Annotated in this window: 18 protein-coding genes and 3 pseudogenes; 4 read left to right on the forward strand and 17 right to left on the reverse strand. The window is 55.6% G+C overall.

What is annotated here, in order from left to right; translation table 11 throughout:
- Nucleotides 1–399: 399 nt before the first annotated feature.
- The 14 genes and pseudogenes from FLM21_RS10505 to FLM21_RS10555 all read right to left on the reverse strand — a co-directional run bounded on the left by FLM21_RS10505 (nucleotide 400) and on the right by FLM21_RS10555 (nucleotide 17,832).
- Nucleotides 400–843 (reverse strand): hypothetical protein, encoded by a 444-nt coding sequence (locus tag FLM21_RS10505; protein ID WP_148715523.1) that lies wholly within the window; start codon nucleotides 841–843, stop codon nucleotides 400–402.
- Between the two features lie 5 nt (nucleotides 844–848).
- Nucleotides 849–3,134 (reverse strand): RHS repeat-associated core domain-containing protein, encoded by a 2,286-nt coding sequence (locus FLM21_RS10510; protein ID WP_187359852.1) that lies wholly within the window; start codon nucleotides 3,132–3,134, stop codon nucleotides 849–851.
- Between the two features lie 85 nt (nucleotides 3,135–3,219).
- Nucleotides 3,220–5,292 (reverse strand): DUF6531 domain-containing protein, encoded by a 2,073-nt coding sequence (locus FLM21_RS10515; RefSeq protein ID WP_187359853.1) that lies wholly within the window; start codon nucleotides 5,290–5,292, stop codon nucleotides 3,220–3,222.
- A 29-nt stretch (nucleotides 5,293–5,321) separates the two neighbouring features.
- Entirely contained in the window at nucleotides 5,322–6,863 is a 1,542-nt protein-coding gene (locus tag FLM21_RS10520; RefSeq protein WP_187359854.1) for an RHS repeat domain-containing protein, read from the reverse strand.
- Between the two features lie 78 nt (nucleotides 6,864–6,941).
- Nucleotides 6,942–7,565, reverse strand: a pseudogene (locus FLM21_RS21670) (DUF6531 domain-containing protein); the annotation flags it as partial.
- Nucleotides 7,566–8,786: 1,221 nt separating this feature from the next.
- On the reverse strand, nucleotides 8,787–8,942 hold the full coding sequence (locus tag FLM21_RS21675; protein ID WP_148715527.1) for an RHS repeat-associated core domain-containing protein: 156 nt from the start codon (nucleotides 8,940–8,942) through the stop codon (nucleotides 8,787–8,789).
- Between the two features lie 33 nt (nucleotides 8,943–8,975).
- Nucleotides 8,976–10,007, reverse strand: coding sequence for an IS3 family transposase (locus FLM21_RS10530; RefSeq protein WP_246120704.1), 1,032 nt, complete (start codon nucleotides 10,005–10,007; stop codon nucleotides 8,976–8,978).
- Nucleotides 9,935–10,084, reverse strand: a pseudogene (locus tag FLM21_RS21305) (transposase); the annotation flags it as partial. The gene FLM21_RS10530 and the pseudogene FLM21_RS21305, both read right to left, overlap by 73 nt.
- Nucleotides 10,085–10,128: 44 nt before the next feature.
- Nucleotides 10,129–10,317 carry a hypothetical protein gene (locus FLM21_RS10535; protein WP_148715528.1) on the reverse strand — a complete coding sequence of 63 codons (189 nt, stop codon included), beginning with the start codon at nucleotides 10,315–10,317 and terminating at the stop codon, nucleotides 10,129–10,131.
- A 361-nt stretch (nucleotides 10,318–10,678) separates the two neighbouring features.
- Nucleotides 10,679–11,068, reverse strand: a complete 390-nt coding sequence (locus FLM21_RS10540; RefSeq protein ID WP_148715529.1) for a hypothetical protein — start codon at nucleotides 11,066–11,068, stop codon at nucleotides 10,679–10,681.
- Between the two features lie 14 nt (nucleotides 11,069–11,082).
- Nucleotides 11,083–13,374: an RHS repeat-associated core domain-containing protein gene (locus FLM21_RS21515; RefSeq protein WP_187359855.1), complete on the reverse strand. Its 2,292-nt coding sequence runs from the start codon at nucleotides 13,372–13,374 to the stop codon at nucleotides 11,083–11,085.
- A 67-nt stretch (nucleotides 13,375–13,441) separates the two neighbouring features.
- Nucleotides 13,442–14,320 carry an RHS repeat protein gene (locus FLM21_RS21320; RefSeq protein WP_187359856.1) on the reverse strand — a complete coding sequence of 293 codons (879 nt, stop codon included), beginning with the start codon at nucleotides 14,318–14,320 and terminating at the stop codon, nucleotides 13,442–13,444.
- 696 nt (nucleotides 14,321–15,016) lie between these two features.
- Nucleotides 15,017–15,637: pseudogene (locus FLM21_RS21680) on the reverse strand (hypothetical protein); the annotation flags it as partial.
- 5 nt (nucleotides 15,638–15,642) lie between these two features.
- Nucleotides 15,643–17,832 carry a DUF6531 domain-containing protein gene (locus FLM21_RS10555; RefSeq protein ID WP_148715532.1) on the reverse strand — a complete coding sequence of 730 codons (2,190 nt, stop codon included), beginning with the start codon at nucleotides 17,830–17,832 and terminating at the stop codon, nucleotides 15,643–15,645.
- Between the two features lie 568 nt (nucleotides 17,833–18,400).
- Between FLM21_RS10555 and FLM21_RS10560 the strand changes: the two genes are divergently transcribed.
- Nucleotides 18,401–19,015, forward strand: a complete 615-nt coding sequence (locus tag FLM21_RS10560) for a tyrosine-type recombinase/integrase (protein WP_148715533.1) — start codon at nucleotides 18,401–18,403, stop codon at nucleotides 19,013–19,015.
- A gap of 276 nt (nucleotides 19,016–19,291) precedes the next feature.
- Here the strand turns inward: FLM21_RS10560 and FLM21_RS21685 are convergent, their stop codons facing one another.
- The 3 genes from FLM21_RS21685 to FLM21_RS10575 are packed head-to-tail and all read right to left on the reverse strand — an operon-like array spanning nucleotide 19,292 to nucleotide 21,286.
- Nucleotides 19,292–19,831 carry a protein-tyrosine phosphatase family protein gene (locus tag FLM21_RS21685; RefSeq protein ID WP_148715534.1) on the reverse strand — a complete coding sequence of 180 codons (540 nt, stop codon included), beginning with the start codon at nucleotides 19,829–19,831 and terminating at the stop codon, nucleotides 19,292–19,294.
- Between the two features lie 15 nt (nucleotides 19,832–19,846).
- A complete protein-coding gene (locus FLM21_RS10570; RefSeq protein WP_148715535.1) occupies nucleotides 19,847–20,401 on the reverse strand; it encodes an RNA 2'-phosphotransferase in 555 nt (184 codons plus the stop codon).
- 39 nt (nucleotides 20,402–20,440) lie between these two features.
- Nucleotides 20,441–21,286, reverse strand: coding sequence for a TIGR02452 family protein (locus tag FLM21_RS10575; protein WP_148715536.1), 846 nt, complete (start codon nucleotides 21,284–21,286; stop codon nucleotides 20,441–20,443).
- 163 nt (nucleotides 21,287–21,449) lie between these two features.
- Between FLM21_RS10575 and FLM21_RS10580 the strand changes: the two genes are divergently transcribed.
- The 3 genes from FLM21_RS10580 to FLM21_RS10590 all read left to right on the forward strand — a co-directional run bounded on the left by FLM21_RS10580 (nucleotide 21,450) and on the right by FLM21_RS10590 (nucleotide 25,165).
- A complete protein-coding gene (locus FLM21_RS10580) occupies nucleotides 21,450–22,202 on the forward strand; it encodes an NUDIX hydrolase (RefSeq protein WP_148715537.1) in 753 nt (250 codons plus the stop codon).
- 38 nt (nucleotides 22,203–22,240) lie between these two features.
- On the forward strand, nucleotides 22,241–23,155 hold the full coding sequence (locus FLM21_RS10585) for an ADP-ribosylglycohydrolase family protein (RefSeq protein ID WP_148715538.1): 915 nt from the start codon (nucleotides 22,241–22,243) through the stop codon (nucleotides 23,153–23,155).
- A gap of 390 nt (nucleotides 23,156–23,545) precedes the next feature.
- A complete protein-coding gene (locus tag FLM21_RS10590) occupies nucleotides 23,546–25,165 on the forward strand; it encodes a P-loop ATPase, Sll1717 family (protein ID WP_187359858.1) in 1,620 nt (539 codons plus the stop codon).
- Nucleotides 25,166–25,430 lie beyond the last annotated feature (265 nt).

Genomic DNA, 25,430 nt, shown 5'->3' on the forward strand with positions numbered 1-25,430 from the left:
CCAAATGATTTCAGGACAGCATTGAGGCAGACTAGAAAATAAATCTGCCCCCTTTCCCTGTGGACATGGCCCACCTCTGATTGCCTGATTAGAACGCTAACGTTCGTGATGGGCAAAAGACAAGACCTGACCCCGTTGTTTTCTCGCCTCCAAATTCTTAATTAATTAAGACTTTTTCTTAATTATCGAAAACCATCCCAGCGATTGCGCTGGTGGCATCGGCGAGCAACCCGAAGGCGGAAAGGCCGGATTTGCTGAAGCCTTGGCGACCGGTTGGAAGCGGCTGAGGTAGTGTCGGGCAATTCATAGCCGAGATGGCCTTGGGCTTCCAAGTTCTAAGGCGAAAAAATTGCATGGCGTATTCCCAGTAGGGAAGCACGCCATGCCTGCCAAAGAAGTTCATACACCTCTTATAACCACTTCTTTGATACTTCCCTGTTCCGGAGCAGACCAGTTCACTAGCGCTTCGATGAGAGAAACCAGACCACGCCTCGCCGAAGTGAACTCTTGCTCAAAATGCTCTTTAGAATCGTCAAACAAAAATCCAATACAATCAATTTCAGCGACTGAATCAGTTTGCATTAAATCGAATGACAATTTCTTCCAGCTGGACATTATTTTGCCCCAGGCATCAGTAGAAATTACCGTCGTACCCCAATGCCCATATTTAGTATAGCTTGGCCATTCCCGTCTAATAGCCTCCTCAAGAAAGCCAAATGCCTCTTCATCAACAAATGCACTGCGAACAGGAAAATCGCCGTCAAGCACTAACTGAATTTCCATAACCAACCCTCTAGGGGTTGGCTCCAAAAACTTCAACGAAAAATTAAATTTGTCACTCACAAACATTACCTCAACCCATACGAAACGATCCGGCCGTCTCGTGCAATGTCGACATATTTCCCATTTTTCATGTAACGGACAACCCCTTCAGTTGCTCCATTGACATTTCTGGTTTGAGCACCACGCAAATTACGGGCAAACTCCTCAGCCTTTCTTAGGTATTGCTCAGGCGTTGCTGCATTCACTTCTCTTCCATGCCGACCAAAGTGATCCACCAAAGACTGTCTAGAAGAGCCGTACGAGCCTTCGTGCCATTTAGTCTCGCACCCTTGCAATGGATCTTGCTCATCCTTACAAAGCTCAGGCATGACTTCGCATGGATCAGAAGTGCCGCCCCCTCCCAGATCAAATGCTCCATCCTTGAGAGTGTCATAAGTCTCTTTAGCACCGCTGAGAATTGCAGCTCCCGTTGCAAGCATCAACGCTGCGCAAGGAGGATTCGCCATGCATGCTGCAATCGCGACCGGAATTGCTTGCCCTTTCGGGTCAGTGTACCGAAGTGGTGACCCTTCTACATACCCATACGTATTAATCCCACCTTCCAACCCAATCGGGTCACTCTGGATATACCGCCCAATCCGCGGATCATAGTCCCGGAAGTAGTTGTAGTGCCGGCCGATCTCCTTGTCGAAGTACTGCCCCGGGAAGCGCAGGTTGTACGTCACCTTGATGGTGTCGGCATCCGGGTCTTCGTTCACGTTCCAGTTGCCGAACGCTTCACCGAAAGTCCATTCCCACACCAGCTTGTTGTTGGCACTCGGGTCAGTCAGCTGGCGCGGGGTGTTCAGGTGATCCGCCCACACGTAGTACAGCTTGGGGCTGGCGCCGGCGCCCTGGATAACGGCGACCGGGATGTTGTCCAGCCACACAGTTTCGGTACGGCGTTGGCCGGTGGCGTCGTATTCACCGACGGTCTGGCCGGCTTCGTCATAGGTGAACAGCGTGGTGTCGTTGACCCCATCGCTCTTCTTCACCCGCTGGCCGAGGGCGTTGTAGCTGTATTGCCACCAGATGGTGCCGACCTTGGTCTTGGTGAGGCGGCCGGCGTTGTTGTAGACGTTGGCCCCGCTGTTCACCATGTTGCCGGCGGCATCGTAGCTGTAGTTGGCGGTGGTGGCGCCACTCTGCGACAGCACCCGGTTGCTGTTGGGGTCGTGGTTGAGCTGGGTGACGGCGGTGCCCAGCCGGCGTTCGGTGCGATTGCCGTTCAGGTCGTACTGGTAGCCATAGCTGGTGCTGGTGCCGATGTTGTTCAGCGTCAGCCGGTCCATGCTGTCGTAGCCATACTCGCGTACGCCGGCCGGGGTCGTGCCGGGGTCTTGCTTGGTCAGATTGCCAACGGCGTCATAGCTGTAGGTGTAGGTCTGGGTGGCGGTGGTGATGCCGGCAATCTGACCCTGGTTGTCACCGGGGTGTTTCCGCTGTTTGCCATTGGCCCAGGTCCAGCCCAGCAGGCGGCCATTGGCGCCGTATTGCGCGTTGTTCAGCAGCACCTGGCCGTTGACCTTGACCTCGCTGATCCGGCCATTGCTCCAGCTGTAGTTGACGAGGGTGCCGGAGGGATAGGTGATCTGGCTCAGCTGGCCAGCACTGTTGTAGCCGAGCTGGCTGTTGAGGGCGATGCCGCCGATGCTGCGGTTGACCAGTGCCAGCCGGCCTTGGGCGTTGTAGCCGTAGCTGGTGCTGCCGCTGGCATCGCTGAAGCTGGCGAGCAAGCCGTTGCCATTGGCGGCGGTGTCGTAGGTGAAGCTGTGGGTTTCGTCGACGAAGGCGATCTGCTTCACCCGCCCCAGGTCATCCCGGGTGTAGGTGGCGGTCTTGTTGCGGGCGTCGGTCTTGCTCTTGAGATGACCATCGGCTTCGTGAACATACGTCGTGGTACCGCTATCCGGGCTGACCTGGCGGATCAGGTCGTCGAAGCCGTTGTAGGTGTAGCTGGTGGTGAAGCCTTCGGCATCCTGGACCGAGACCAGGTTGTCGCGGCCGTCATAGCTGAAGGTGATCACCCCGGTATCCGGGTTGGTGATGGTCTTGAGCCGGTTGAGCGCGTCGTAGCTGTAGCTGGTGATGCGGCCCAGCGCATCCTTGCGGGTCTTGCGGTTGCCGTTGGCGTCGTAGGTGAAGGTGGTCTGGTAGCCCTTGGCGTCATACACCCGTTCCAGACGGCCGAGGGCGTCGTAGTCGTAGTAGGTGCTGACGGTGGACTGGTGGGCCGGCAGGGCGGCGTAGACCGCGCTGCTGCCCAGGGCCAGGCCGGCCAGCAACAGGCGGCGGAAGGTGGAAAGCGTCATCGGGAATCCTGATGAAGAGGCGTGTGATGAATGGGGTGCTTGAACAGGCATGGGGGTAGCGTGAGTCGACAGTTGCATAAAGCCCTCACTGCGCCTTCGGCGCGGTGGTGAGGCTCTGCGCCTGGGTCGCCGCCTGCTGCGCCGCGGCCAACACGCCGGCCGGGTCATAGCGGTCTTCGCGCTTGGTATTGCCGGCGTTATCCAGGGTGTAGTCGATCCGGCTGCCATTGCTGTGATCGATGCCGATCAAGCGATGGGCCGGGTCGTAGCGGTACTGCAGCCAGCTCTGATCCGGGAAGGTCACCTTCTCCAGCAAGCCCGTCGGCTTGTAGGCGAACTGAGTCAGTTCACCGCCGGTGGTACGGGTCTTGAGCCGTTGCCGCAGGTCGTAGGTGAAGGTAGTGGTCACGCCATTGGGCGCGATCTGCGTCAGCACATTGCCGTGCGGGTCGTAGCTGGTGAACTGGGTGACCAGACCGACGGGATCGGTCACCGTGGCCAGGTTGCCCTGGGCGTCGTAGGTATAACTGGTCACCTTGCCGCGGGCATCGGTGGCGGTCTGCAGCAGGCCGTTGGGGAAGTAGCTCCACGATTCGCTGCGGCTGACGCCGTCGGCGGTAACCTGCTTCTGGGTGAGCAGACCCTTGGTGTTGTCGTAGGTGAAGGTGGTGACCCGGCCCGGTTCGGTGATGGTGACGGGCAGGCGGAAGGTGGGGTGCCAAGTGGTGGTGACGGTGCGGACTTGCGGCGTGCCCAATGCGACTGTGACGCCAGTTGGCAGATTGCGGGTCAGGTCGTAGATGTAGCTGGTGGTCACCCCGTTGAAATCGGTGCGGGTCTTGATGTTGCCATTGGTGTCAAAGACCTGACCTCGGGAGGCGTTATCACTACTCCGCGTTTCACTAACCGGTTGGCTTACCCCCAAGATCGACGAGAACCCGTATTCACTGGACAGCTGCAGCGGATTGATCACTGTTGCTTTGGTGATCACGCCATTTGTTTGCTGATAGGTCACCCGGTGCAGATCGACACCGCCTGCATGCTGACTGGTCGTCGCCAATCCTGTTGTGTCGTCATAACTCCAAGTGCCATAGCTCGCACCTTGCTCATCGATCAGTTCTGACAACAAGGTAGGCTGGGGAATGCCTGCTACCATTTTAGTCTGGTAACGATATTGGCGCGTGGTGCCATCAGCGTAAATCACACGCTCTAGATCGCCATTGCCGACGTATTGATATTGCATCGCTGATCCGCCGCCGGGGAGCGTGACTGTATCCAGCAAGCCAAAAGCGTTATAAGTCAATAGCAATGCCAAACCGTAAGTATTGCTGACTTTACTGAGTTTGCCTTGTGGATTGTATTCAAACGACAGCGCGAACCCATCGGCTGCCTTACGTGATATCAGCTTTCCATCAAGGTTGAAACGCTCTACGGTACGCGCTGGAGAGGTATAAACCCAATCGCTCCCTTCTTGTTGCAAAGATGCATTCACGTCAGGCGCAGCGATCCATTGACTGCCACTGCCTTGAGTAAATCGCTCAACGCCGCCATCGGTGCGGGCGATGGCGACCACGCCTTCAGTCGCCGAAAGCGATGCACCTGCATCAAAGCTATGGCGCCACCGGTTGCCCATGGGGCGTCGCGATCCACGATCATCAAAGAATGGAGAACGGCTGTTGTACGTACGAACAAAAGCCAAGCCTCGCGCACCTTGATAGTCGACTTCGACTTGATATTTCGCGCCAGTAGCAAATGCGATAGGGTTTCCACAAACCTTGGGAATGACTTCAGGAGCCGAATCACATTTTGGGGGATCTTTTTCTTCAGGAGGCAAAATACACTCAGTTCCCGCACTATTCAGCAACATATCTTTGGGGCAGTATTTCTTAGTTCCCCAACTGCGTTTCACCAAGCCCCATGGAGCTTGGATATCGCAGGTCAATGAACTCATGTTGGCGTGAAACGTCCCATATATTGAAGGCAGCTGAATACACAATGCCTCTGGCGTTGTCGCTTCGAAGTAGCACGGCCCTCCAGTACACTCGCCAAATGTATATTTAACTAGTACAGGATCAGCTTTTGCAAAACCGGCCAATCCCAGCAGCATCGTAAAGAGCGATAGCTGAGCAGGGGATGGCCAACGCAATTTCTTGCGCATATCAATCTCCATAATAAAAACGTAAACCCTTATTGCGAAACAGACGAATTTGGAACACTTTGTGCCTGGGTTGCCGCCTGCTGCGCCGCGGCCAACACCCCAGCCGGGTCGTAGCGGTCTTCCCGCTTGATGTTGCCGGCGTTATCGATCACGGAATAATCAATGCGGCTGCCATTGCTGTGATCGATGCCGATCAAGCGGTGGGCCGGGTCATAGCGGTACTGCAGCCAACTCTGATCGGGGAAGGTCACCTTCTCCAGCAAGCCCGTCGGCTTGTAGGCGAACTGGGTCAGTTCACCGCCGGTGGTGCGGGTCTTGAGCCGTTGTCGTAGGTCGTAGGTGAAGGTCGTGGTCACGCCATTGGGGGCGATCTGGGTCAGCACATTGCCGTGTGGGTCATAGCTGGTGAACTGAGTCACCAGACCGACCGGATCGGTCACCGTCGCCAGGTTGCCCTGGGCGTCGTAGGTATAGTGGGTCACCTTGCCGCGGGCATCGGTGGCGGTCTGCAGCAGGCCGTTGGGGAAGTAGCTCCACGATTCGCTGCGGCTGACGCCGTCGGCGGTGACCTTCTTCTGGGTGAGCAGGCCCTTGGTAGGGTCGTAGGTGAACTCGGTAACCCGGCCCGGTTCGGTAATCGTGGCGGGCAGGCGGAAGGTGGGGTGCCAGGAGGTGGTGATGGTGCGGGCCTGCGGCGTGCCGCCGGCCTCGGTGCGACTTGTTTCGAGGTTGCGGCTCAGCTCGTAGACGTAGCTGGTGGTGACGCCATTGAAGTCGGTGCGGGTCTTGATGTTGCCGTTGGTGTCGTAGCCCAGCGCCGAGCTGGCTGGATCGCAACCAGCGCCACCGGGTTGGTCCTTGCCGGTCAGCAACCAGCGTTTGCCGCTTTGGGTAAAGCGATAGCGGCGCACCGAGCCGAGCGGGTCGGTTTCTTCGGTGGTCCGGGTGGTGCCGCTTTGGCTGAAGGCCAACGTGACCTTGTCGATCCCACCGGCGTGCTCAGAGGAGATGGCTTCGCCATTGGCGTTGTAACGCCAAGTGGCATAACGCAGGCCCGCTTCGTCGGTGATGCCGGTCAGCAGATAGGGATTGGGGTCTTCGTAGTGGTACTGGCGAGTGGTTTGGTCGGGGTAAGTGACGGATGCCAGCATGCCCTGCGCGTTGTAGGCATATTTGATCCAATGCACCCCATTGGCGATCACTGCAGTCAAGCGGGACGAGGAATAGGCAAATTGCAGCTTGCGGCCCAAACCGTCCTGGACTTGGTCAAGCAGCCCCAGACTAGAGTAACTAAAGTTCAGCACGCGCCCGTTGCTATCCGTGCGCGTCATGATGCGACCGGCCGCGTCGTAACGCTCGACCGCGTGCCCGTCATGCAAGGTATACCCGTCTGCCTGGATGGTCAGCCGATACTGGCCAGCACTACTGGCATTGAGCGGGTTGCCAGATGAATCAAACGCAACACTGCTGCCATCGCTACGCTCCACGCGAAAATAATCGACCTGAGCTGGTGGGTTCAGCACGTAGGCAGCACGCAGGCCGTCCGGCTTGGAGTCCGCAAGCTGCGCCATGGCACTGCTGGGTCCACCGATATACGCCATGGCTTCGGGTGGGCGCTGTGCTTTAAATCTGGCCTTGACAATCCGGGCGTCAAATTGGTGGCGCCAACCACCCAATACTCCTTGATGCGCCAACCCCTGAGAATTGAAGCTGCGTACCAATGTTAAATCACCGGTGCGGAAATCAATTTCTTGCTGAAATTTATTGCCACGTGCAATCGATATAGGGTTCCCCGAGTAAGGGGTTTTCTGTGTGGTCTGGCATGAACCGCCATTCTCCGGCGATTCTTCTTCGCGCTGATTGTCTGCGCCTACATACTCTTGACGGCAGCCATTGGCCGAGCTGCTCAGATAGGCGCCCGCAGGACATTGGGGTTGGCAGCTCTTGCTCGCAGCTCCCCAGAATTGGTTGGTGGGGCAAGTGGGCAGATCCGATCTGCAGGTAAAACCGCCGCCGCAACTCGTTTGAGTACATGTAATTAGCAGACCCTGCCCTGGGTAAGAACAGTATGCAGGCTCTAGGCGCATATCGGCATGACCTGGCCACGTCTTGTGCCAATCTTCAATTCTTCCCTTCCCGTTGGGCGGCATCGAAAGCTTGCCAGGCGCATAACCGTAGTCGTACCACCCATCGAATGGCTCCTCCGCCCAACTTCCTCGAGCGACAAATAAAGCGAGCAGCAGGGAGACCAGGACATACAGCGATCGTTTCATGGGCAGATATCAAGGAGGAAGTTGTTTGGTGCCAAAGGGAGTGCACACCGCCCTTCGAACCTGTTCGGACCGTCACTCATATGTGCTCGGTCCTCGCACAGCGCCAGGATTCTGTCTCAGAAGCAATTCAGTTGTATGTAAGCATGATGATCGGTCATGATTCATGGATGGACGGAGATCAGCAGCGGGAAGAGCCATGCCGCGGCTGCCGGCCAAACCAGCTCAATCGCGTCAATTCTGGTTTCGTCGCCGATGCCTTGAACAGAGGCTGAATAAAGCGATACATGTGGAGGCGGTGTTGAGCGAGGCGAAAGCACCCATCCAACACTCTGAAGAGCTTGCTGGGTTTAGCGGTGGACAATGCATGGGCGGGTGCGGCCAGCCTCGATGAAGGGCCTACGCCTGCTGCTGCAATTAGCGGCGCCAACTTACTGCAGTGATGGCCACATAAAGTCGGATTTGTCTTTGCTATTCGAAGGCAGAGACAATAGCGTGGTCTTCTTTTAGCCTGTAACGAACCTTTCGACTACAAGGTCGGAACGTCTGCTTCGGCCGAAGACCGGAAATCGGCCAAAGCCGACGCGAGGCTTGCTATGCGTCTCGTCCGCTGCTGCCTCATAGCCGTCGTTACCGCGCTCTTTTCGCGAGCACGCGAAATTTATTTGCATACTGGTCGAACTGTGGTATGTCATCGCTGGCTTATCAGCCTATTAATGTCTGGACCAAGCTGCAAGCTGAATACCGTGGCACAAAAAAAAGCCCCGCATAATGCGAGGCTTTTTAGGACGGGCTAATTAGCGCCCGGCGCGTTGACGTATATGGGGAAGCTGTCCCGTAAAGGCAACCCATGTGAACAAGACGCTTCCGATTGGGAGTAAAGCATATATTACGAAAGAAGCAGGAAATGAAAAGGGGTGAGCTCCCTCAAGAAAGCCAGCAATCATCAGCGCCAGCCAACTTCCCCAACCCAATATAGCAAATGCTCCACCCAAAATCCGCTGACTTGTCGTAGTCATAATAAACATGCCTCCAATCAGTACGATTCTGTATCGGCTCCGCAAACCATGATGCAACCAGCGCTAGTTCCAGCCCCCAGCCTAAAGTGCAACACCAACGGCATTGCATGCTGCAGCTGTAGCGCCTTTAGCAGCAAGTCCTACACCTCCGACTAAGTTGCCAGCTGGAGTTGTCCACCATGGATTAATTACGCCAATACATGCCTCAACGCATTGTAACCACGTCTTTTCGGCTTGGGCTCTGGATATACCGCCCAATGCGTGGATCGTAATCCCGGAAGTAGTTGTAGTGCCGGCCGCTCTCTTTGTCGAAATACTGGCCCGGGAACCGCAGGTTGTAGGTCACCTTGATGGTGTCCACACGACGTCACCCCCTCATGAATAGCATTTCGCTTTAGAGTCCGGCCCCCGATATTACCGGTTTCTTCCTCGCTAGCTGCCGGGCATAGGCCGATGGCGTCAGCCCGCCCAACGCCTTCTTCGGCCGCTCCTCGTTGTATTCCCGTCGCCAGGCTTCGATCACCACCCGCGCATGCGCCAAGCTGGTGAACCAGTGCTCGTTCAGACATTCGTCCCGCAGCCGGCCATTGAATGATTCGATGTAAGCGTTCTGGTTCGGTTTGCCCGGTTCAATCTGCCGCAGCGTGATGCCGCGCCGGTACGCCCAGTGCAGCATCGCTCGACCGCAGAACTCCTTGCCGTTGTCAGTGCGAATCACCTGCGGCAAGCCGCGTGAGACCGCTAATCGATCCAGTTGCCGCGTCAGAATTTCGCCACTGATGGCTCGCTCCGGGATCACCGCAATGGCTTCATGCGTGGCATCGTCGACAACGGTCAGGCATTTGATCACTCGTCCTTCGGCCGTGCGATCAAACACGAAGTCCATCGACCAGACCGCATTGGCGACCTGCGGCCGGATCAGCGGCTGCCGCTCCGATGGCGGCACCTTCTTGCGCTTGCGTCGCCGCACTTGCAGCCCGGCCAGTGCATATAGCCGTTCTACCCGCTTGTGGTTCACTGCCCAGCCGCTCTGGCGCAGCTTCAGATAGATCATCCCTGCACCGTAGCGACGATGGCGCTGCGCCAGTTCGACGATCCGCTGCCGTAACATGCCGTTCCGATCCGGCTTGGGCCGGTAGCGCAAGGCGCTCGGACTCATTCGGGCGATGCGCAACGCCCAGCGCTCACTCAGACCCCGTCCGGCGAGGAACCGCACCAGCTCGCGTCGCGTTGGTGCGGTCACCACTTTTTTTGCAGTGCTTCCTTGATGACCTCGTTTTCGAGCATCGAATTGGCCAGCATGCGCTTGAGCCGAGCATTCTCGGCCTCGAGTTCCTTGAGCCGCTTGGCGTCGGAGACGCTCATGCCACCGAACTTGCTGCGCCAGAGATAGTAACTGGCTTCGGAGAAACCGTGCCGGCGGCACAGTTCCTTGATGGGCAAGCCCGCTTCGGCCTCGCGCAGGAAGCCGATGATTTGTTCTTCGGAAAAGCGTTTCTTCACGTCCAGTCTCCTTGATGGAAGGGATTGGACTCTAAAGCTGCGTGCTACTCAAACTTGGGGGGACGTCGCACATCCGGGTCTTCGTTCACGTTCCAGTTGCCGAACGCTTCACCGAAGGTCCATTCCCACACCAGCTTGTTGTTGGCGGTGGGGTCGGTCAGCTGGCGCGGGGTGTTCAGGTGATCCGCCCAGACGTAGTACAGCTTGGGGCTGGCGCCGGCACCTTGCACCACGACAACGGATGCTGTCGAGCCATACGATTTCGGGACAGCATTGGGGAACAGACTAGAGAATAAATCTGCCCCCTTTTGTCTCGCCACTAGCGTTAATGTGATACACCGCCCCGCCAAACTCGATCGCAACGGTCTGGACATGGCCCATCGCTGATTGCCCGATCAGAACGCTATCGATTCATGATGGGCAAAGGCAAGACCTGACCCAAGGCGGCCGTCGGCGCAGCCATGCGCAAGCTGGCGCATCTGATCTTCGGGGTGGTGCGCTCAGGCATGGCGTTCGATGCGCAAATGGCCACGCCCAAGCTTGACGTTCAAGACGGTATCTGACCCCATCTCCCTACTTCCCGCTATTTGATCGTCAAATCGAGTAGATTTCGACTGAAGGTGCTTCACATGACAAGACATTTATGCAGCTGTTTTGACTGGCAATAAAGTATTCTAAAAGGCCCAAACCTCTCTCTCGCATAAAACCGGGCCGAGACGCCTCGAGATCAAACCAGCCATTTTTATCAACTCGAAAGAGCCAACCATTTCCACTAGCACAAGCAGGCCAAAATTCAAGCAGATCCCCCTCATCCAACAGCCTTAAGCCCGCTATGTCGCCAAATCTTGCAATAGCAACTTTTTTGTCCCCACTAGACGTTAGTGTCACAACGAGCTCACCCCATTCAAGGCGTATATGGGTGATATCCACCGGCGATTGGAATTTGTATGCTGTTTCTACAGCTTCAGCGTCAACGTATTTCATAGGCTTCTCATTTTTTAGAGTTGCGGGTAACGAATTTTATCCAAGGCTTTACTTCCACTAGAATTCTGGATTTCTATCGTAGGCACGTTGCCGGAGCGGTCTGAACTCCCGGGCCGGACAATAACCCGTTTACCATCTGGTAAAGTACCTACGCGAACGCCACTACCCTTGTTATCTACATTCTCGCCATTTGGGAATTTGTTATCAAAATCCCGATTCGCTTCGCCAACAGGGTCGTCTGATGGCTTGTTCCAAATCCTTGGACCTTTACCAACTCGTTCGCCACCGGTTGCATCAGGAACAGGCGCCACAGGAGTGCTATCTTCACCTGAATTATTAAAAACTACATTTCGAAGTTTATCGACACCTTCCGAGCATAATTTTACTGTGGTTCTTATCGTATCTTCGAGAAGCTTTTTGCAACCCGGGGTGAATAGGCATATCACAGTTGCACCCGTAGCCGCAGCAGGTCCCGCAAGCGCTGCGGCTTGTCCAGTCGGATCAACGTACCGAAGTGGCCGTCCCCCCACATACCCATAAGTATTAATCCCACCCTGGAGCCCAATCGGATCGCTCTGGATATACCGCCCAATGCGCGGATCATAGTCCCGGAAGTAGTTGTAGTGCCGCCCGATCTCCTTGTCGAAATACTGGCCCGGGAAGCGCAGGTTGTAGGTCACCTTGATGGTGTCGGCATCCGGGTCTTCGTTCACGTTCCAGTTGCCGAACGCTTCACCGAAGGTCCATTCCCACACCAGCTTGTTGTTGGCACTCGGGTCAGTCAGCTGGCGCGGGGTGTTCAGGTGATCCGCCCACACGTAGTACAGCTTGGGGCTGGCACCAGCGCCCTGGATAACGGCGACCGGGATGTTGTCCAGCCACACGGTTTCAGTACGGCGTTGGCCGGTGGCGTCGTATTCACCGACGGTCTGGCCGGCTTCGTCGTAGGTGAACAGCGTGGTGTCGTTGACCCCATCGCTCTTCTTCACCCGCTGGCCGAGGGCGTTGTAGCTGTATTGCCACCAGATGGTGCCGACCTTGGTCTTGGTGAGGCGGCCGGCGTTGTTGTAGACGTTGGCGCCGCTGTTCACCATGTTGCCGGCGGCATCGTAGCTGTAGTTGGCGGTGGTGGCGCCACTCTGCGACAGCACCCGGTTGCTGTTGGGGTCGTGGTTGAGCTGGGTGACGGCGGTGCCCAGCCGGCGTTCGGTGCGATTGCCGTTCAGGTCGTACTGGTAGCCATAGCTGGTGCTGGTGCCGATGTTGTTCAGCGTCAGCCGGTCCATGCTGTCGTAGCCATACTCGCGTACGCCGGCCGGGGTCGTGCCGGGGTCTTGCTTGGTCAGATTGCCAACGGCGTCATAGCTGTAGGTGTAGGTCTGGGTGGCGGTGGTGATGCCGGCAATCTGGCCCTGGTTGTCACCAGGATGCTGGCGTTTCTTGCCATTGGCCCAGGTCCAGCCCAGCAGGCGGCCATTGGCGCCGTATTGCGCGTTGTTCAGCAGCACCTGGCCGTTGACCTTGACCTCGCTGATCCGGCCATTGCTCCAGCTGTAGTTGACGAGGGTGCCGGAAGGATAGGTGATCTGGCTCAGCTGGCCGGCACTGTTGTAGCCGAGCTGGCTGTTGAGGGCGATGCCGCCGATGCTGCGGTTGACCAGTGCCAGCCGCCCCTGGGCGTTGTAGCCATAGCTGGTAGTGCCGCTGGCATCGCTGAAGCTGGCGATCAAGCCGTTGCCATTGGCGGCGGTGTCGTAGGTGAAGCTGTGGGTTTCGTCGACGAAGGCGATCTGCTTCACCCGCCCCAGGTCATCCCGGGTGTAGGTGGCGGTCTTGTTGCGGGCGTCGGTCTTGCTCCGCAGTGAGCCGTCTGCCTCAGGAACATACGTAGTGGTACCGCTATCCGGGCTGACCTGGCGAATCAGGTCGTCGAAGCCGTTGTAGGTGTAGCTGGTGGTGAAGCCTTCGGCATCCTGGACCGAGACCAGGTTGTCGCGGCCGTCATAGCTGAAGGTGATCACCCCGGTATCCGGGTTGGTGATGGTCTTGAGCCGGTTGAGCGCGTCGTAGCTGTAGCTGGTGATGCGGCCCAGCGCATCCTTGCGGGTCTTGCGGTTGCCGTTGGCGTCGTAGGTGAAGGTGGTCTGGTAGCCCTTGGCGTCATACACCCGTTCCAGACGGCCGAGGGCGTCGTAGTCGTAGTAGGTGCTGACGGTGGACTGGTGGGCCGGCAGGGCGGCGTAGACCGCGCTGCTGCCCAGGGCCAGGCCGGCCAGCAACAGGCGGTGGAAGGTGGAAAGCGTCATCGGGAATCCTGATGAAGAAGTAGGTGATGAAGGGGCGAATGTGGTTCGGAGTGGCATGGCGTTCCCCTCACTGCGCTTTCGGCGCGCTGGCAACGCTCTGCGCCTGGGTGGCCGTCTGCTGCGCCGCGGCCAACACGCCGGCCGGGTCGTAACGGTCTTCGCGCTTGGTATTGCCGGCGTTGTCCAGGGTGTAGTCGATCCGGCTGCCATTGCTGTGATCGATGCCGATCAAGCGATGGGCCGGGTCATAGCGGTACTGCAGCCAGCTCTGATCCGGGAAGGTCACCTTCTCCAAGAGGCCCGTCGGCTTGTAGGCGAACTGGGTCAGTTCACCGCCGGTGGTGCGGCTCTTGAGCCGCTGGCGCAGGTCATAGGTAAAGGTGGTGGTCACGCCATTCGGTGCGACCTGGGTCAGCACATTGCCGTGTGGGTCGTAGCTGGTGAAGCGGGTCACCAAGCCGACCGGATCAGTCACCGTGGCCAGGTTGCCCTGGGCGTCGTAGGTATAGTGGGTCACCTTGCCGCGGGCATCGGTGGCGGTCTGCAGCAGGCCGTTGGGGAAGTAGCTCCACGATTCGATGCGGCTGACGCCGTCGGCGGTGACCTGCTTCTGGGTGAGCAGGCCCTTGGTGTTGTCGTAGGTGAAGGTGGTGACTCGGCCCGGTTCGGTGATGGTGGCCGGCAAGCGGAAGGTGGGATGCCAGGTGGTGCTGATGGTGCGGGCCTGCGGCGTGCCGACGGCCTCGGTGCGACTGGTTTCGAGGTTGCGGCTCAGGTCGTAGACGTAGCTGGTGGTCGCGCCATTGAAGTCGGTGCGGGTCTTGATGTTGCCATTGGCGTCGTAACCCAGCGCTGAGCTGGCTGGATCGCAACCAGCGCCCCCAGGTTGGCTTTTGGACGTCAGCTGCCACCGATTGTTAACCAGCTGGAACGCGTAGTTCCTCACTGTCCCGTTTTCATCACGCTCGGTGACTTGCCGAACCAATTCAGAACCTGAAAATGTTAAAGCGACGTTCGCGTGCCCCTCCCCCACCTGCGAGGAAATCGCTCTGCCTGATTCATCGTACTTCCATTGTCGAATAAACCCCTCGTAATCTGCCGACAATAGCAATGCTTTTTTGCTATCGGAAGGGTATTCGTATCGTTCGGAACTTTGATCAGGGTAGGTTACATGAATCAGCCGCCCAAGCGAGTCATACGCATACTTAATCCGCACATTTCCGTACTTGATCTCATCAACGTGATAGCCATCCTGAGAGACCAAGTCGACGCCTCGGCCAAAACGGTCAGTAATTTTCGTAGGAAGCAGTGTAGGCTGCTGATTGTACGTAAACGTCAATATCGTTCCACTCGGGCTTGAAATAGAAAGCACTCTGCCTCTGCCATCGAACGCATACCTTCTATTGCCATTTGAGGCATCAAATCGTGCCACAGCTGCCCCGGATTTAGTAATCCGCATGGAAAAAACTGGGCTAGTTAAGGGATTTCCAGCAAGGTCAAATTCGAAACGCCCTTCCCCAGGGAGTTCCAATACATACCGGTCCGCCTCGCGGACATCGAAAACATCGTCGACGCTTGCATCCGTGGGCACCCCATATCTCCCCACTGACACGGGGCGGATTAATGGCATGAAATTAAGTTGCCATCCAGCCCCAAACCCAGGGGTGCTGATATTGCGAGAAGCGTAAAACCTGCCAAACACAATTTCCTTGGAAAGGACCAAGTCTTCTCGGAAGTCGATTTTATTGCCATTGGAAGTGGTGATTGGATTGCCAGACGTCGATTCGCAACGACCAGCAACGTCGCTCTCTGCTGTTTGCCCCTCGGGTACGACACAAAGCCCACCCTGACATTGCGGGCGTGGTGCGCAACGCTGTTCCTCATTAAGATAAAAACCAGCGGCACAGGATGAAACACAGGTTCTGGTTTCTCGGCCTATCGACATGCCTGCTGCACAGCCGTCGACTGCATAACTACAAGGTATATATTCCGAACGAGTGGAATATATGCAGTATGAACGATAGTGAGGTGTGCTTTGAATACAAGACGGCCGTTCATCGTTATTCATTGCTGCCCAAAGCTCTGCAACAGGTGCGCACTCTGCCGCCTCCGCGTAGAACTGTCTGGAAGGGCTCCAAAGCCAATATTTATTTGCGGCAGCAGGGAGCGAAAAAATTGACAGCAGTACAAGTACTACTATCTTCTTGATATAAGAAACCTTCTTAAATTCGATCACGTTTTTCTCATCGTAAGCAAAGTACATAGCACTTACTGCGCTTTCGGCGCGGTGGTGACGCTCTGCGCCTGGGTGGCCGCCTGCTGCGCCGCGGCCAACACGCCGGCCGGGTCGTAACGGTCTTCGCGCTTGGTATTGCCGGCGTTATCCAGCGTGTAATCGACGCGGCTGCCATTGCTGTGATCGATGCCGATCAGGCGATGGGCCGGGTCGTAGCGGTACTGCAGCCAGCTCTGATCCGGGAAGGCCACCTTCTCCAGCAAGCCCGTCGGCTTGTAGGCGAACTGGGTCAGTTCACCGCCGGTGGTACGGGTCTTGAGCCGTTGCCGCAGGTCGTAGGTAAAGGTGGTGGTCACGCCATTGGGGGCGATCTGGGTGAGCACATTGCCGTGCGGGTCGTAGCTGGTGAACTGGGTGACCAGACCGACGGGATCGGTCACCGTGGCCAGGTTGCCCTGGGCGTCGTAGGTATAATTGGTCACCTTGCCGCGGGCATCGGTGGCGGTCTGCAGCAGGCCGTTGGGGAAGTAGCTCCACGATTCGCTGCGGCTGACGCCGTCGGCGGTAACCTGCTTCTGGGTGAGCAGACCCTTGGTGTTGTCGTAGGTGAAGGTGGTGACCCGGCCCGGTTCGGTGATGGTGACGGGCAGGCGGAAGGTGGGGTGCCAAGTGGTGGTGACGGTGCGGACTTGCGGCGTGCCCAATGCGACTGTGACGCCAGTTGGCAGATTACGGGTCAGGTCGTAGCTGTACTGCGAGGCAATACCGTCCCAATCCTTGACGTCGACCAGATTGCCGTTGGCATCGAAGGTCTGGCTGCGGCTCTTGCTGTCGAACTGCCGGTTCACCACTGTGGGGCGATTGACGCCGAGCACACTACTCAGCGTATAGCTCGATACGGCGCCCAAGGGGTTGGTCACCACGGCAGTAGTCAGTCGCTGTGTGGCCGCATCGCGGGTATAGGCCACGGTATAGCGATCTAGCCCGCCAGCATGCTCGCTCGAAGACGCAAGGCCATCCGTGGTGTACTCCCACTTGGCGAACGTGGTATTCACTTCGTCGACCAGCTCGGACAGCAACGTAGTCAGGGTGGTGCCGCCGACCGTGCGCGACACATAGCGATACTGCCGTTTGCTGGCATCCGGATAGGTCACGGCACTCAGTGCGCCGGCGTTGTATTCGTAGCCGATGGTGCCGCCACCCGGCAGCGACAGCGTCGCTAACTGGCCAGACGGATTGTAAGCAAAGGTCAGGGTGCGATTGGTGTCATCCGCGACGGTCTGCAACCGACCATTGCCGTCGTAGGTATAGGTCAGTGCCCGCCCGCCGAGGAAGGTCCGCTTAATGAGGCGGCCGTTATTGTCATAGGTCTCGACCACATCATTCGCAGTGGTGTATTGCCAGCCATTGGCCAGTTTTTCCAGTTTGTCCTGGATATCGGCATCGGCGCTCCATTCGGTACTGCTGCCCGCTTTGGGTGCAAAGTGGATCAGCACCCCGCCAGGGCGGCGCACATAGAGTTTCTGCGCAGAGACGGAAACCAGACGGAAGTCATGATTGTGCTGCCAGCGCTCGCCCAGCGCGCCGGCATTGGCGCCGACCAACGACGACTGGCTGTCGTAGCTACGGCTGAAATCGAGCAGGCTGTTGCCCGCTGCGCTGTAATCCGATTCGCGCTGCACCTTGCGGCCGGCATTGAAGAAGATGGGGTTGCCGCATTGCGCGCTGATTTCGAGCGCGGCACCTGCGGAAGTAAAGAGGCTTGGTCCACTGCCACCAGAACTTGCGTCACACGACTTGGTTTGATCCGGGAGGGGGGCTACACACTCTGCCGTTGTGTTGTCAAGTACAGTCCCATCTGGGCAGAAACCGCATCGAGCCTTTCTAATATCATATAAATTTGAAACGTTATTCCACGATATCTCGTAGAACCCGTCACATGTATTTTGCTCGTACGAAAAAGAATTAAAATAAAACCCCTCACTTGAAGTAAGACCTTTATTGCAGGTTCCATAACGCACGTAGCCGCCGAATTTGTCACAGAGCTTCTCGACAGTTGCTCCAAAGTATGGGCCTTTTTGATACGTAAGATGGACATAGCGGCCTGGTATTCTTATTGGCAGATCCCAAGTCCCCTCTGTCGCTTTGGCTGGTAATGCGGCAAGAAATCCAGCAGAGATTAAGCACCAAACAAAAGAAAAAACTAAGAAATTAGAACGCATAAATATTTTGGATTTAAATTATGGAGAAATGCAATTGGAGTGTGATGGTGGCTTTTGACTTGGCAAATTGCTTATTTACGTCTAACTTCGAAATGCATGTTTCGTGAAGGTCATTGAGGTGTAACCGCCAACCATGAAGAAACTCCACCACACGCACATACTAAATCAGCATCCTTGATTAAGGAGGCTGGTTAAAAATTTGCGTGACATGCTACTTAGGATTTCTCTAGGTAGGCATGAACCAATACACCAATACGAACACGTCTTTGATGGCGCGGGCGAGATTTTGCCTCATCGACGGTTCAGCAATATGTAAGCATGATGGTCGGTATAAATTTAGGGATGATCGGCGGATTCCAGCAAGGCCACGCCTTCTCAAGTGCGCTGTGGCAATCGACTTCAACCCTGTACAACCCGCATAAAACCTTAGGTTTGCGCCTCTTAAAGGCGAAAAGGCCAGTCTGGCCTGCCATCGGTTTGATAGCTGAGTGGGCAATCTCGACCCCATGGCTGCCACTGCCAACGATGGCGAACAATCAGACTCCGACCAACACCCAAGGGGTCAGTGATGGAAGCGACGATCAAAGGCGAAGCATGGAATAAGGGAAAGCTTGTGGGCCAGAAGCCTCCCCTCAAGCCAAAGGATATCTGGGCCATCCGCATTCACCTGCAAAACCGGCACGCGATTCGCGAGCTCGCGATGTTCAATCTCGCGATCGATAGCAAGTTGCGCGGTTGCGATCTCGTCAGCCTGCGCGTGCGAGACGTCACCCATGGGAATCAGGTGCTTGCTCGTGCCTTGGTGGTGCAGAGCAAGACTCAGCGGCCGGTGCAGTTTGAATTGACAGAGCCAACGCGAGCCGCGGTGTTAGCTTGGCTGGAGAAATCCCAGCTTTGGGGGGCAGCGTATCTATTCCCGAGCAGGGCTTGCCAGTCATCCCACATCTCAACCCGGCAGTACGCAAGGATTGTGCATCAGTGGGTCGACGCCGCAGGACTGGATTCGTCAGCCTACGGGACGCATTCCCTACGGAGAACCAAAGTGACCTTGATCTACAAGCGCACGAAGAACCTGCGCGCCATTCAACTTCTACTGGGCCACACGAAGTTGGAAAGCACGGTTCGCTATCTCGGTATTGAGGTAGATGATGCCTTGGAAATTTCGGAGCAGACTGAAATCTAGAAGGCGCCTAGCGGCAGCACGGCGAGTCGGGCGGCCGCTTTCTGCGTCCTGCGACGTCGTCGTGAATCTAGCAGCTGATCCACTTTGGTCAGATAGCAGACATCGTGGCTCTACCTGCCAGAGTCCGCTTTGGCCGAGAAGCTGACAAATGCGTTGCTGTCCGAACAACCTAACGCATTGCGCATGGGTAGTCTGCGAAGCGATCGCGAGCTGTTAGACAGGGTGGTATTTTAGGCAGAGCCACCACGTAGCTGTTCGTAAGCAACGGGCCATCAGCTAAGAATGAGTTAGCTCAGCAGCTTGTGCTTCCCATGACGACACCCACTGCCTCTGCGCCGACGTTTCTGGGGAGCGGGGATGACGTGACACCTTTGCAACGGTTTGCCAGAGCATTTCAAGCTGCTCCAACGCCTCGGTAGGGCTTGCTCCATGCTCGACCAGAAGGCATCCAATCACGGTCCCCGTTCGTCCCACGCCGCCCCAGCAATGCACGTAAACAGCATGACCCTCCTCGCAAGCGCTCCGAATGGCGGTCAGTATCTGCCGCATTACTTGCGCTGATGAAGGGATGGACTTATCCGGAATAGGGAAGCGGTGATGAACAACCGGCTTCCCGTTACTCGAGAACTCAGGCAGCAGCTCTACGTACGATGCGAGTTCTCCCTGCTCGGTGAGGTCCAGGAAGTAACTTACCCCAGCATCCAGATAGGCCTGCAGCTTTGCTAAAGAGCTCTGCGTATCGATATTCCGCGGGTATTCTCCCGCTAAGACTTGGCCGGGCACGACCCAATAGCAGTTCGGATTTGGCCGCTCCATTTTTGTTTCCCAGTGCTATCCGGCAATCACAATGAAGTGCGCGGGCACCTGCTCGGTCAGCCACACACCATTCTCAGCGCAGTAAAACAAGAAACCCTGACGAGCCATCTCACCCGCCTGAATACTCAGAATGACGGGCTTGCCGTGACGCGCTCCCACGCTCATTGCGGTCTCCACCGTTGTGGACAAATGCACGTGCTGTCGCGAGCGCGGGGTAAGCCCTTCTGTTCGGATTGCGTCGACGAACCGGGTTGCTGTTCCGTGGTACAGCACTTCGGGTGGTGATGTAGGGGCAAGTGCCAAATCAATCTGGACCGAGTGCCCTTGATTGGCTCGAATGCGGCGGTTGGACTCGTCCAGCGCGAAGCGCTGCTTGTCGCTCGTCACCACGACTTGCCGGATCAGCTCTAGCGTCAGCGCGGTGTCGTGTTCTCTTGCCCGAGCAATCAAATCGTCAACTGCAGCCCAGCCTTGTTCGTCCAAGTGAAGGCCAATCGAGTCCGGCTTGTGCCGGAGGATGTAACTCAAAAACTTGCTGGTTTTTTCAAGTGTCGAATGTTCGTTCGCCATGTTCTCGTATCCCATCTTTGGATTTCTGACCAGATACGGCTAGCCGTACTGAGGAAATGTGTTTGCGAACGCAGAAAACGTCTCGCTGCCTTTGCGATCCGGTACCGCAAAGCAGACGTACCGAAAAGCACGCTGATACGCTCGGTTGTCTCGCAACTGCTGCGCAAACCATCCCGCCATGTCCGAAGGGTTATTGCCGAATACGCCGCAGCCCCATGCGCCAAGTACGAGTGTTTTATGACCGTGGTGTCTCGCCAGAGCCAACAGCAACTCGATGCGCCGAACCATGACTTCCGCGAGCATCGGTAGGCTCTCTGGCTCATTACGGGCTACCGCTCCGCGGTTCACCGCAGGGGCCGTTACCATTGCCACCCGGTAGGGCGCATCAAGGAACTGGTACGTGTCATCCCTGAAGACCGGCACTTGGGGTGAGTAAATCATGTCGTCCAGATAGACACACGACTTCATCTGGCGATTTGCTTCGTACATCGTGCTCATCTGCACGATGCAGGGGTAAAGGCCAGACGACTTGGCTAGGTTTTCTTCCTGCGCCTCCGAGCCCCCCAGAAAACCGCCTCCCGGATTGCGGGCTGACGCAAAGTTCAGGCACAGCACATCCGTATGTCCTTGGGCGACCAACCGCTGCGCTGCAGCCAAGGTGGTTTCGTTGGTCACTTCGATAAGGGTTGGCTGTTCTGCATCCGCCCGCTGTTGTAGCGCAAGCGAGCGCAGCGCCTCCGCTTGGTAGTGACGTGACTGGTCAATTGCATACTGGAGATCGTTCGCGATCTCGACCCTATGGCCATGTTGGTTTACGTAATAGCCTTGCGTGAGGGTCTGCAGCGTTTCTTGGGCAATCGCTGCACGTTGTTGCCGGTTATTCATGGTTCGCTTGTCTCTTTTTGTTAGTTTGCGAGTCTTGCCAAGGCCCAGCGGGACTCGGCTTATTCATGCTAAGCCCTCTTAGTGTTTGTTGACAACTATCTTGGTGTTATTATGCAACTAACCGAGCTGGAAGCAGCCAACACCCGATGAGAAGGCATGTTCGATGAGCCCAGAAGATCAGTCCGAACAAGAGTTTCTACGTCGCTACAACACCCATGATTTCGACGTCCCTCTGACCAGTGTCGACCTCGTCATCTTGACGGTACGCGACGAGCGCTTGCAGGTCTTACTCGTAAAAAGAGCGGAGCACCCTTTTCGGGAGATGTGGTCACTGCCAGGCGGGTTCATCGATATTCATCGCGACCAGGATTTGCAAGCGACGGCGTTGCGGAAGTTGCGCGAGAAGACTGGCGTTGTCAGTCCTTATCTTGAGCAGCTGCAAGGGTTTGGCAATATGACGCGCGATCCAAGAGGCTGGTCGACGACGTTTGTTTACTTTGCCCTCATTCCCTCCGAGCACATCGAGCTGAAGCACGGCGCCAACGTCGATGCCGCGCAGTGGTTCCAAATCGAAAACGACGGTGTAGCACCGGTGCTGGCCTTCGACCACGCGCACATCCTGGATGTGGCCATTCAACGGGTGCGGAACAAGGTCGAATACAGTTCGTTGCCGGTCCACCTGCTACCGGACCAGTTCACCCTCTCCGAGCTGCAGCGGGTTCATGAGATCGTGCTGGGACGGCAGGTAGACAAAAGCGCGTTCCGGAAGCGGATCAAGGAAGGGGACTTCCTCGAGGAAGTGCCAGGTGCTTGGCGTTACGGCAGCAATCGACCGGCTCAGTTGTACCGTCGGCGAGCCGACCGGCCCATGGTTTACTTTCCTCGTGTGATGAGCGGACGAGAAGAGAAAAACTGAGATGGCTCTGCGCGGTAATAGCTTCAAAGGTTGAACAGATGAAAACCCCAGTACTGCAGGATCGATTTCGCGGCTGCTTGATCGGCTTGGCGTGCGGCGACGCTGTAGGCACCACGGTCGAGTTCATGTCGCGCGGCACCTTCGTCCCAGTGACGGACATGGTCGGCGGTGGGCCATTTGAATTACCACCGGGAGCCTGGACTGACGATTGTTCGATGGCGCTCTGCCTGGCCCACAGTCTGTTGTATCGCAACGGTTTCTATGCAGAAGACCAGATGAACCGCTACTGCAATTGGGCCAACTACGGCTACCTCAGCAGCACCGGCGAATGCTTCGATATTGGCATGACCGTCGCCAAGGCGTTGGAACGCTACCGTGTGACCGGCGACCCATTCAGCGGCAGCATCGAGCCTTCTACCGCTGGGAATAGTTCGATCATGCGCCTGGCCCCCATCCCCATGTTCTACTTCGAGAACCCGAGTCGTGTTGTTCGGTATGCCGGCGAGAGTGCTCGAACTACCCATGGCGCGGAAGAAGCCATCGAATGCACGCGTCTGTTTGCGACGCAGCTGCGCGCGGCCTTGGCTGGTGCGGACAAGGAATCGATTCTCTTCGGGCATGGCTATCAGGCCATAGCACCCAAGACTGTGCCTTTGGCTACGGGCGCGTGGCGTAGCAAAGCTGAGAGCGCGATTCGTGGCAGCGGATACGTGGTGGAATCTTTGGAAGCGGCGCTGTGGTGCTTCTGGACGACCGATGACTTCGAAACGGCCATCTTGAAGGCCGTCAATCTCGGTGATGATGCGGATACGACCGCAGCCATTTGCGGCCAGCTTGCAGGCGCCTATTACGGATTTGAAGCCATCCCCTCCCACTGGCGGAGCAGACTGGTCATGTCGCAGGAGATCGAGGCGGTGGCTGACCAGCTTTACCTGCAGCGGGAGCGTCAGTGAAATCAACGATTTGAGAAACGCAGAACGTTGCGACGAATGATCCATTGTTGTTGCAATAAGTTTTGCGACCTAGGTCGGCAGACCGTAATCATTTCAGCCTCCAACATGGCGTCGTGAGCTTTACGCCAGTTCGGAGGCTTTCTCATGTTGTTCGCCATCCAGTTGTCCGACGCATAACGGTGTTGGCATGGCGCCCCGTACCTTCACACACCGAGTCTCCTTATCTGTCACAACAGATGCTGAGAGCAGGCCAATGTGTCATGAAAAGCAGCTCAGATTGTCAAAAAATGGCCTAACCCCCTGTTATGGCGATGCCCCAAAAGCAACCTTATGTGTCCGTGACTGTTTGTATTAAGGCAGCAAAAGCTGCCTTTTTTTGGGCTTTTGTTGATGAATTATATTTTCCGCAAGAATAGTTCAATTGGGGCCAATGACGCAGAGTCTGACAATAAATTTTTGTTGGAGTGCTTTGTTGATACCGGTGATTTGGATGTTATTCGTGACTGCCAAAACCCTAAACGCCTGATCGTGGGTCGGACCGGCGCAGGAAAAAGCGCCTTACTTTCCAAACTTAGACAAATTGAAGATCACGTTGTTGATTTGGAGCCGGAAAGTCTGGCTTTGAATTATATTTGCAACTCGGATGTTATTGGTTTTTTTGAGGCGCTGGGCGTCAATCTCGAAGTGTTTTATCAGCTTTTGTGGAAGCACGTTTTTGTGGTGGAGCTACTTCGAGAGAAATTCAAAATTGATAATGACCAAGCTGAGTCTCTTAGGGGGTATTTGTCCTCGATCTTTAATAAAGATAAAAAGAAAGAAAAGGGGCTTGCTTATTTAAAGCAGTGGGGGGAGGATTTTTGGAACGAAACTGAGTATAGAATCAAGGAATTTACTACCAAGTTGGAGTCTGATCTGAGGGCCTCTGTAGACTTGGATATAGGTTCCATCAAGATGAATGCTGAAGGCGGTCGTGGTTTATCTGAAGAGTTGAAGGCGGAAGTTATTCACCGTGGACAGCGAGTAGTAAACGCAGTTCAGGTTAGAGATTTAATAGAGGTTATGAATCTTTTGGCGGAGGATATATTTAGTGATCCTCAAAAGAAGTATTTTATTATTATTGATCGTTTGGATGAAGGTTGGGTTGACGATAGAATAAGATACAAAGTAGTTCGTGCTCTAATAGAAACAGTAAAGGCTTTTCAACGGATTTCTTCCGTGAAAGTCGTGGTTGCCATGCGCGAAGATTTGTTAATGCGCGTCTTTGACAAGACTCGGGATGCTGGATTTCAAGCGGAGAAGTATGAAGCGCTGTTTTTGCGGCTTCGATGGAGTAAGGATCAATTAAAAGAAGTGGTGGATAGACGAATTAACTATCTGGTTCGCCAGCAATACACGGCTAGGGATGTTAAATTCGAGGATGTGTTTCAGAACAAAATACACGGACAAGAAGCGTTTGACTATCTTGTTGATCGAACTTTGTTGCGCCCGAGAGATATAATTGCTTTTGTGAATTGTTGTTTGGAGTTGTGTGAAGGTAAGGCTTCTGTTCCTTCTTCAATGGTGAAGGAGGCTGAATTTTCTTACTCAAAGGGGCGCCTGAGTTCGTTGTGCCATGAGTGGTATGCTGACTATAAAAATCTTGAAGCTTATTCTCAAATTCTTTCGGGAAAAAATAGCTCATTCGATTTTGAATCGGTTCTTGAGGAGGATTTGAATAGTCTAGTGGGCGGTAGTTGGTCGGAACTAGGTGAGGATGATCCTGTTTATGTTGCCCTTCAGGATTGGATCGATGGGAAGCTGAGATACGATGGATTGATTGAAGTTGTTTTTCGAATTTTGTATCGTGTAAGCTTGATTGGAGTTAAGCCAAGCTCTTACGAGAAAATCTACTGGTCTTTCCAATTTATGGAGGGTATGAATGGTGGCCAATATAAATCATCTTCTGCGATAGTTGTTCATCCAATGTTTTGGCGTGCGTTGGGAGTGGTGCCCTCTGCTAGGCCAACCTAGTTATTTAGATGGATTTCTTGCGTTGGATCCGGTGCTTTAAGTGAAATTAAGTAGCTAGCGGTTTGGCTGCAAGGTACGGGCAATCGTTATAGGCATTACGCCTCATGCGGTAAACCTCCGGTCATTTTTACGCTCTTTTTTCTGTGCCTTTTTGGTGCGCTTGTTTCTGCAGGTTCCGCCCGTTAGACGGGTTCATTTCTTTTGCGTCGCCAAAAGAAATTAACCAAAGAAAATGAGTAATTCGCTACGAGCTATTTCCAGAGGA

The sequence above is a fragment of the Chitinolyticbacter meiyuanensis genome (genome assembly GCF_008033135.1).
Classification (GTDB): domain Bacteria; phylum Pseudomonadota; class Gammaproteobacteria; order Burkholderiales; family Chitinibacteraceae; genus Chitinolyticbacter; species Chitinolyticbacter meiyuanensis.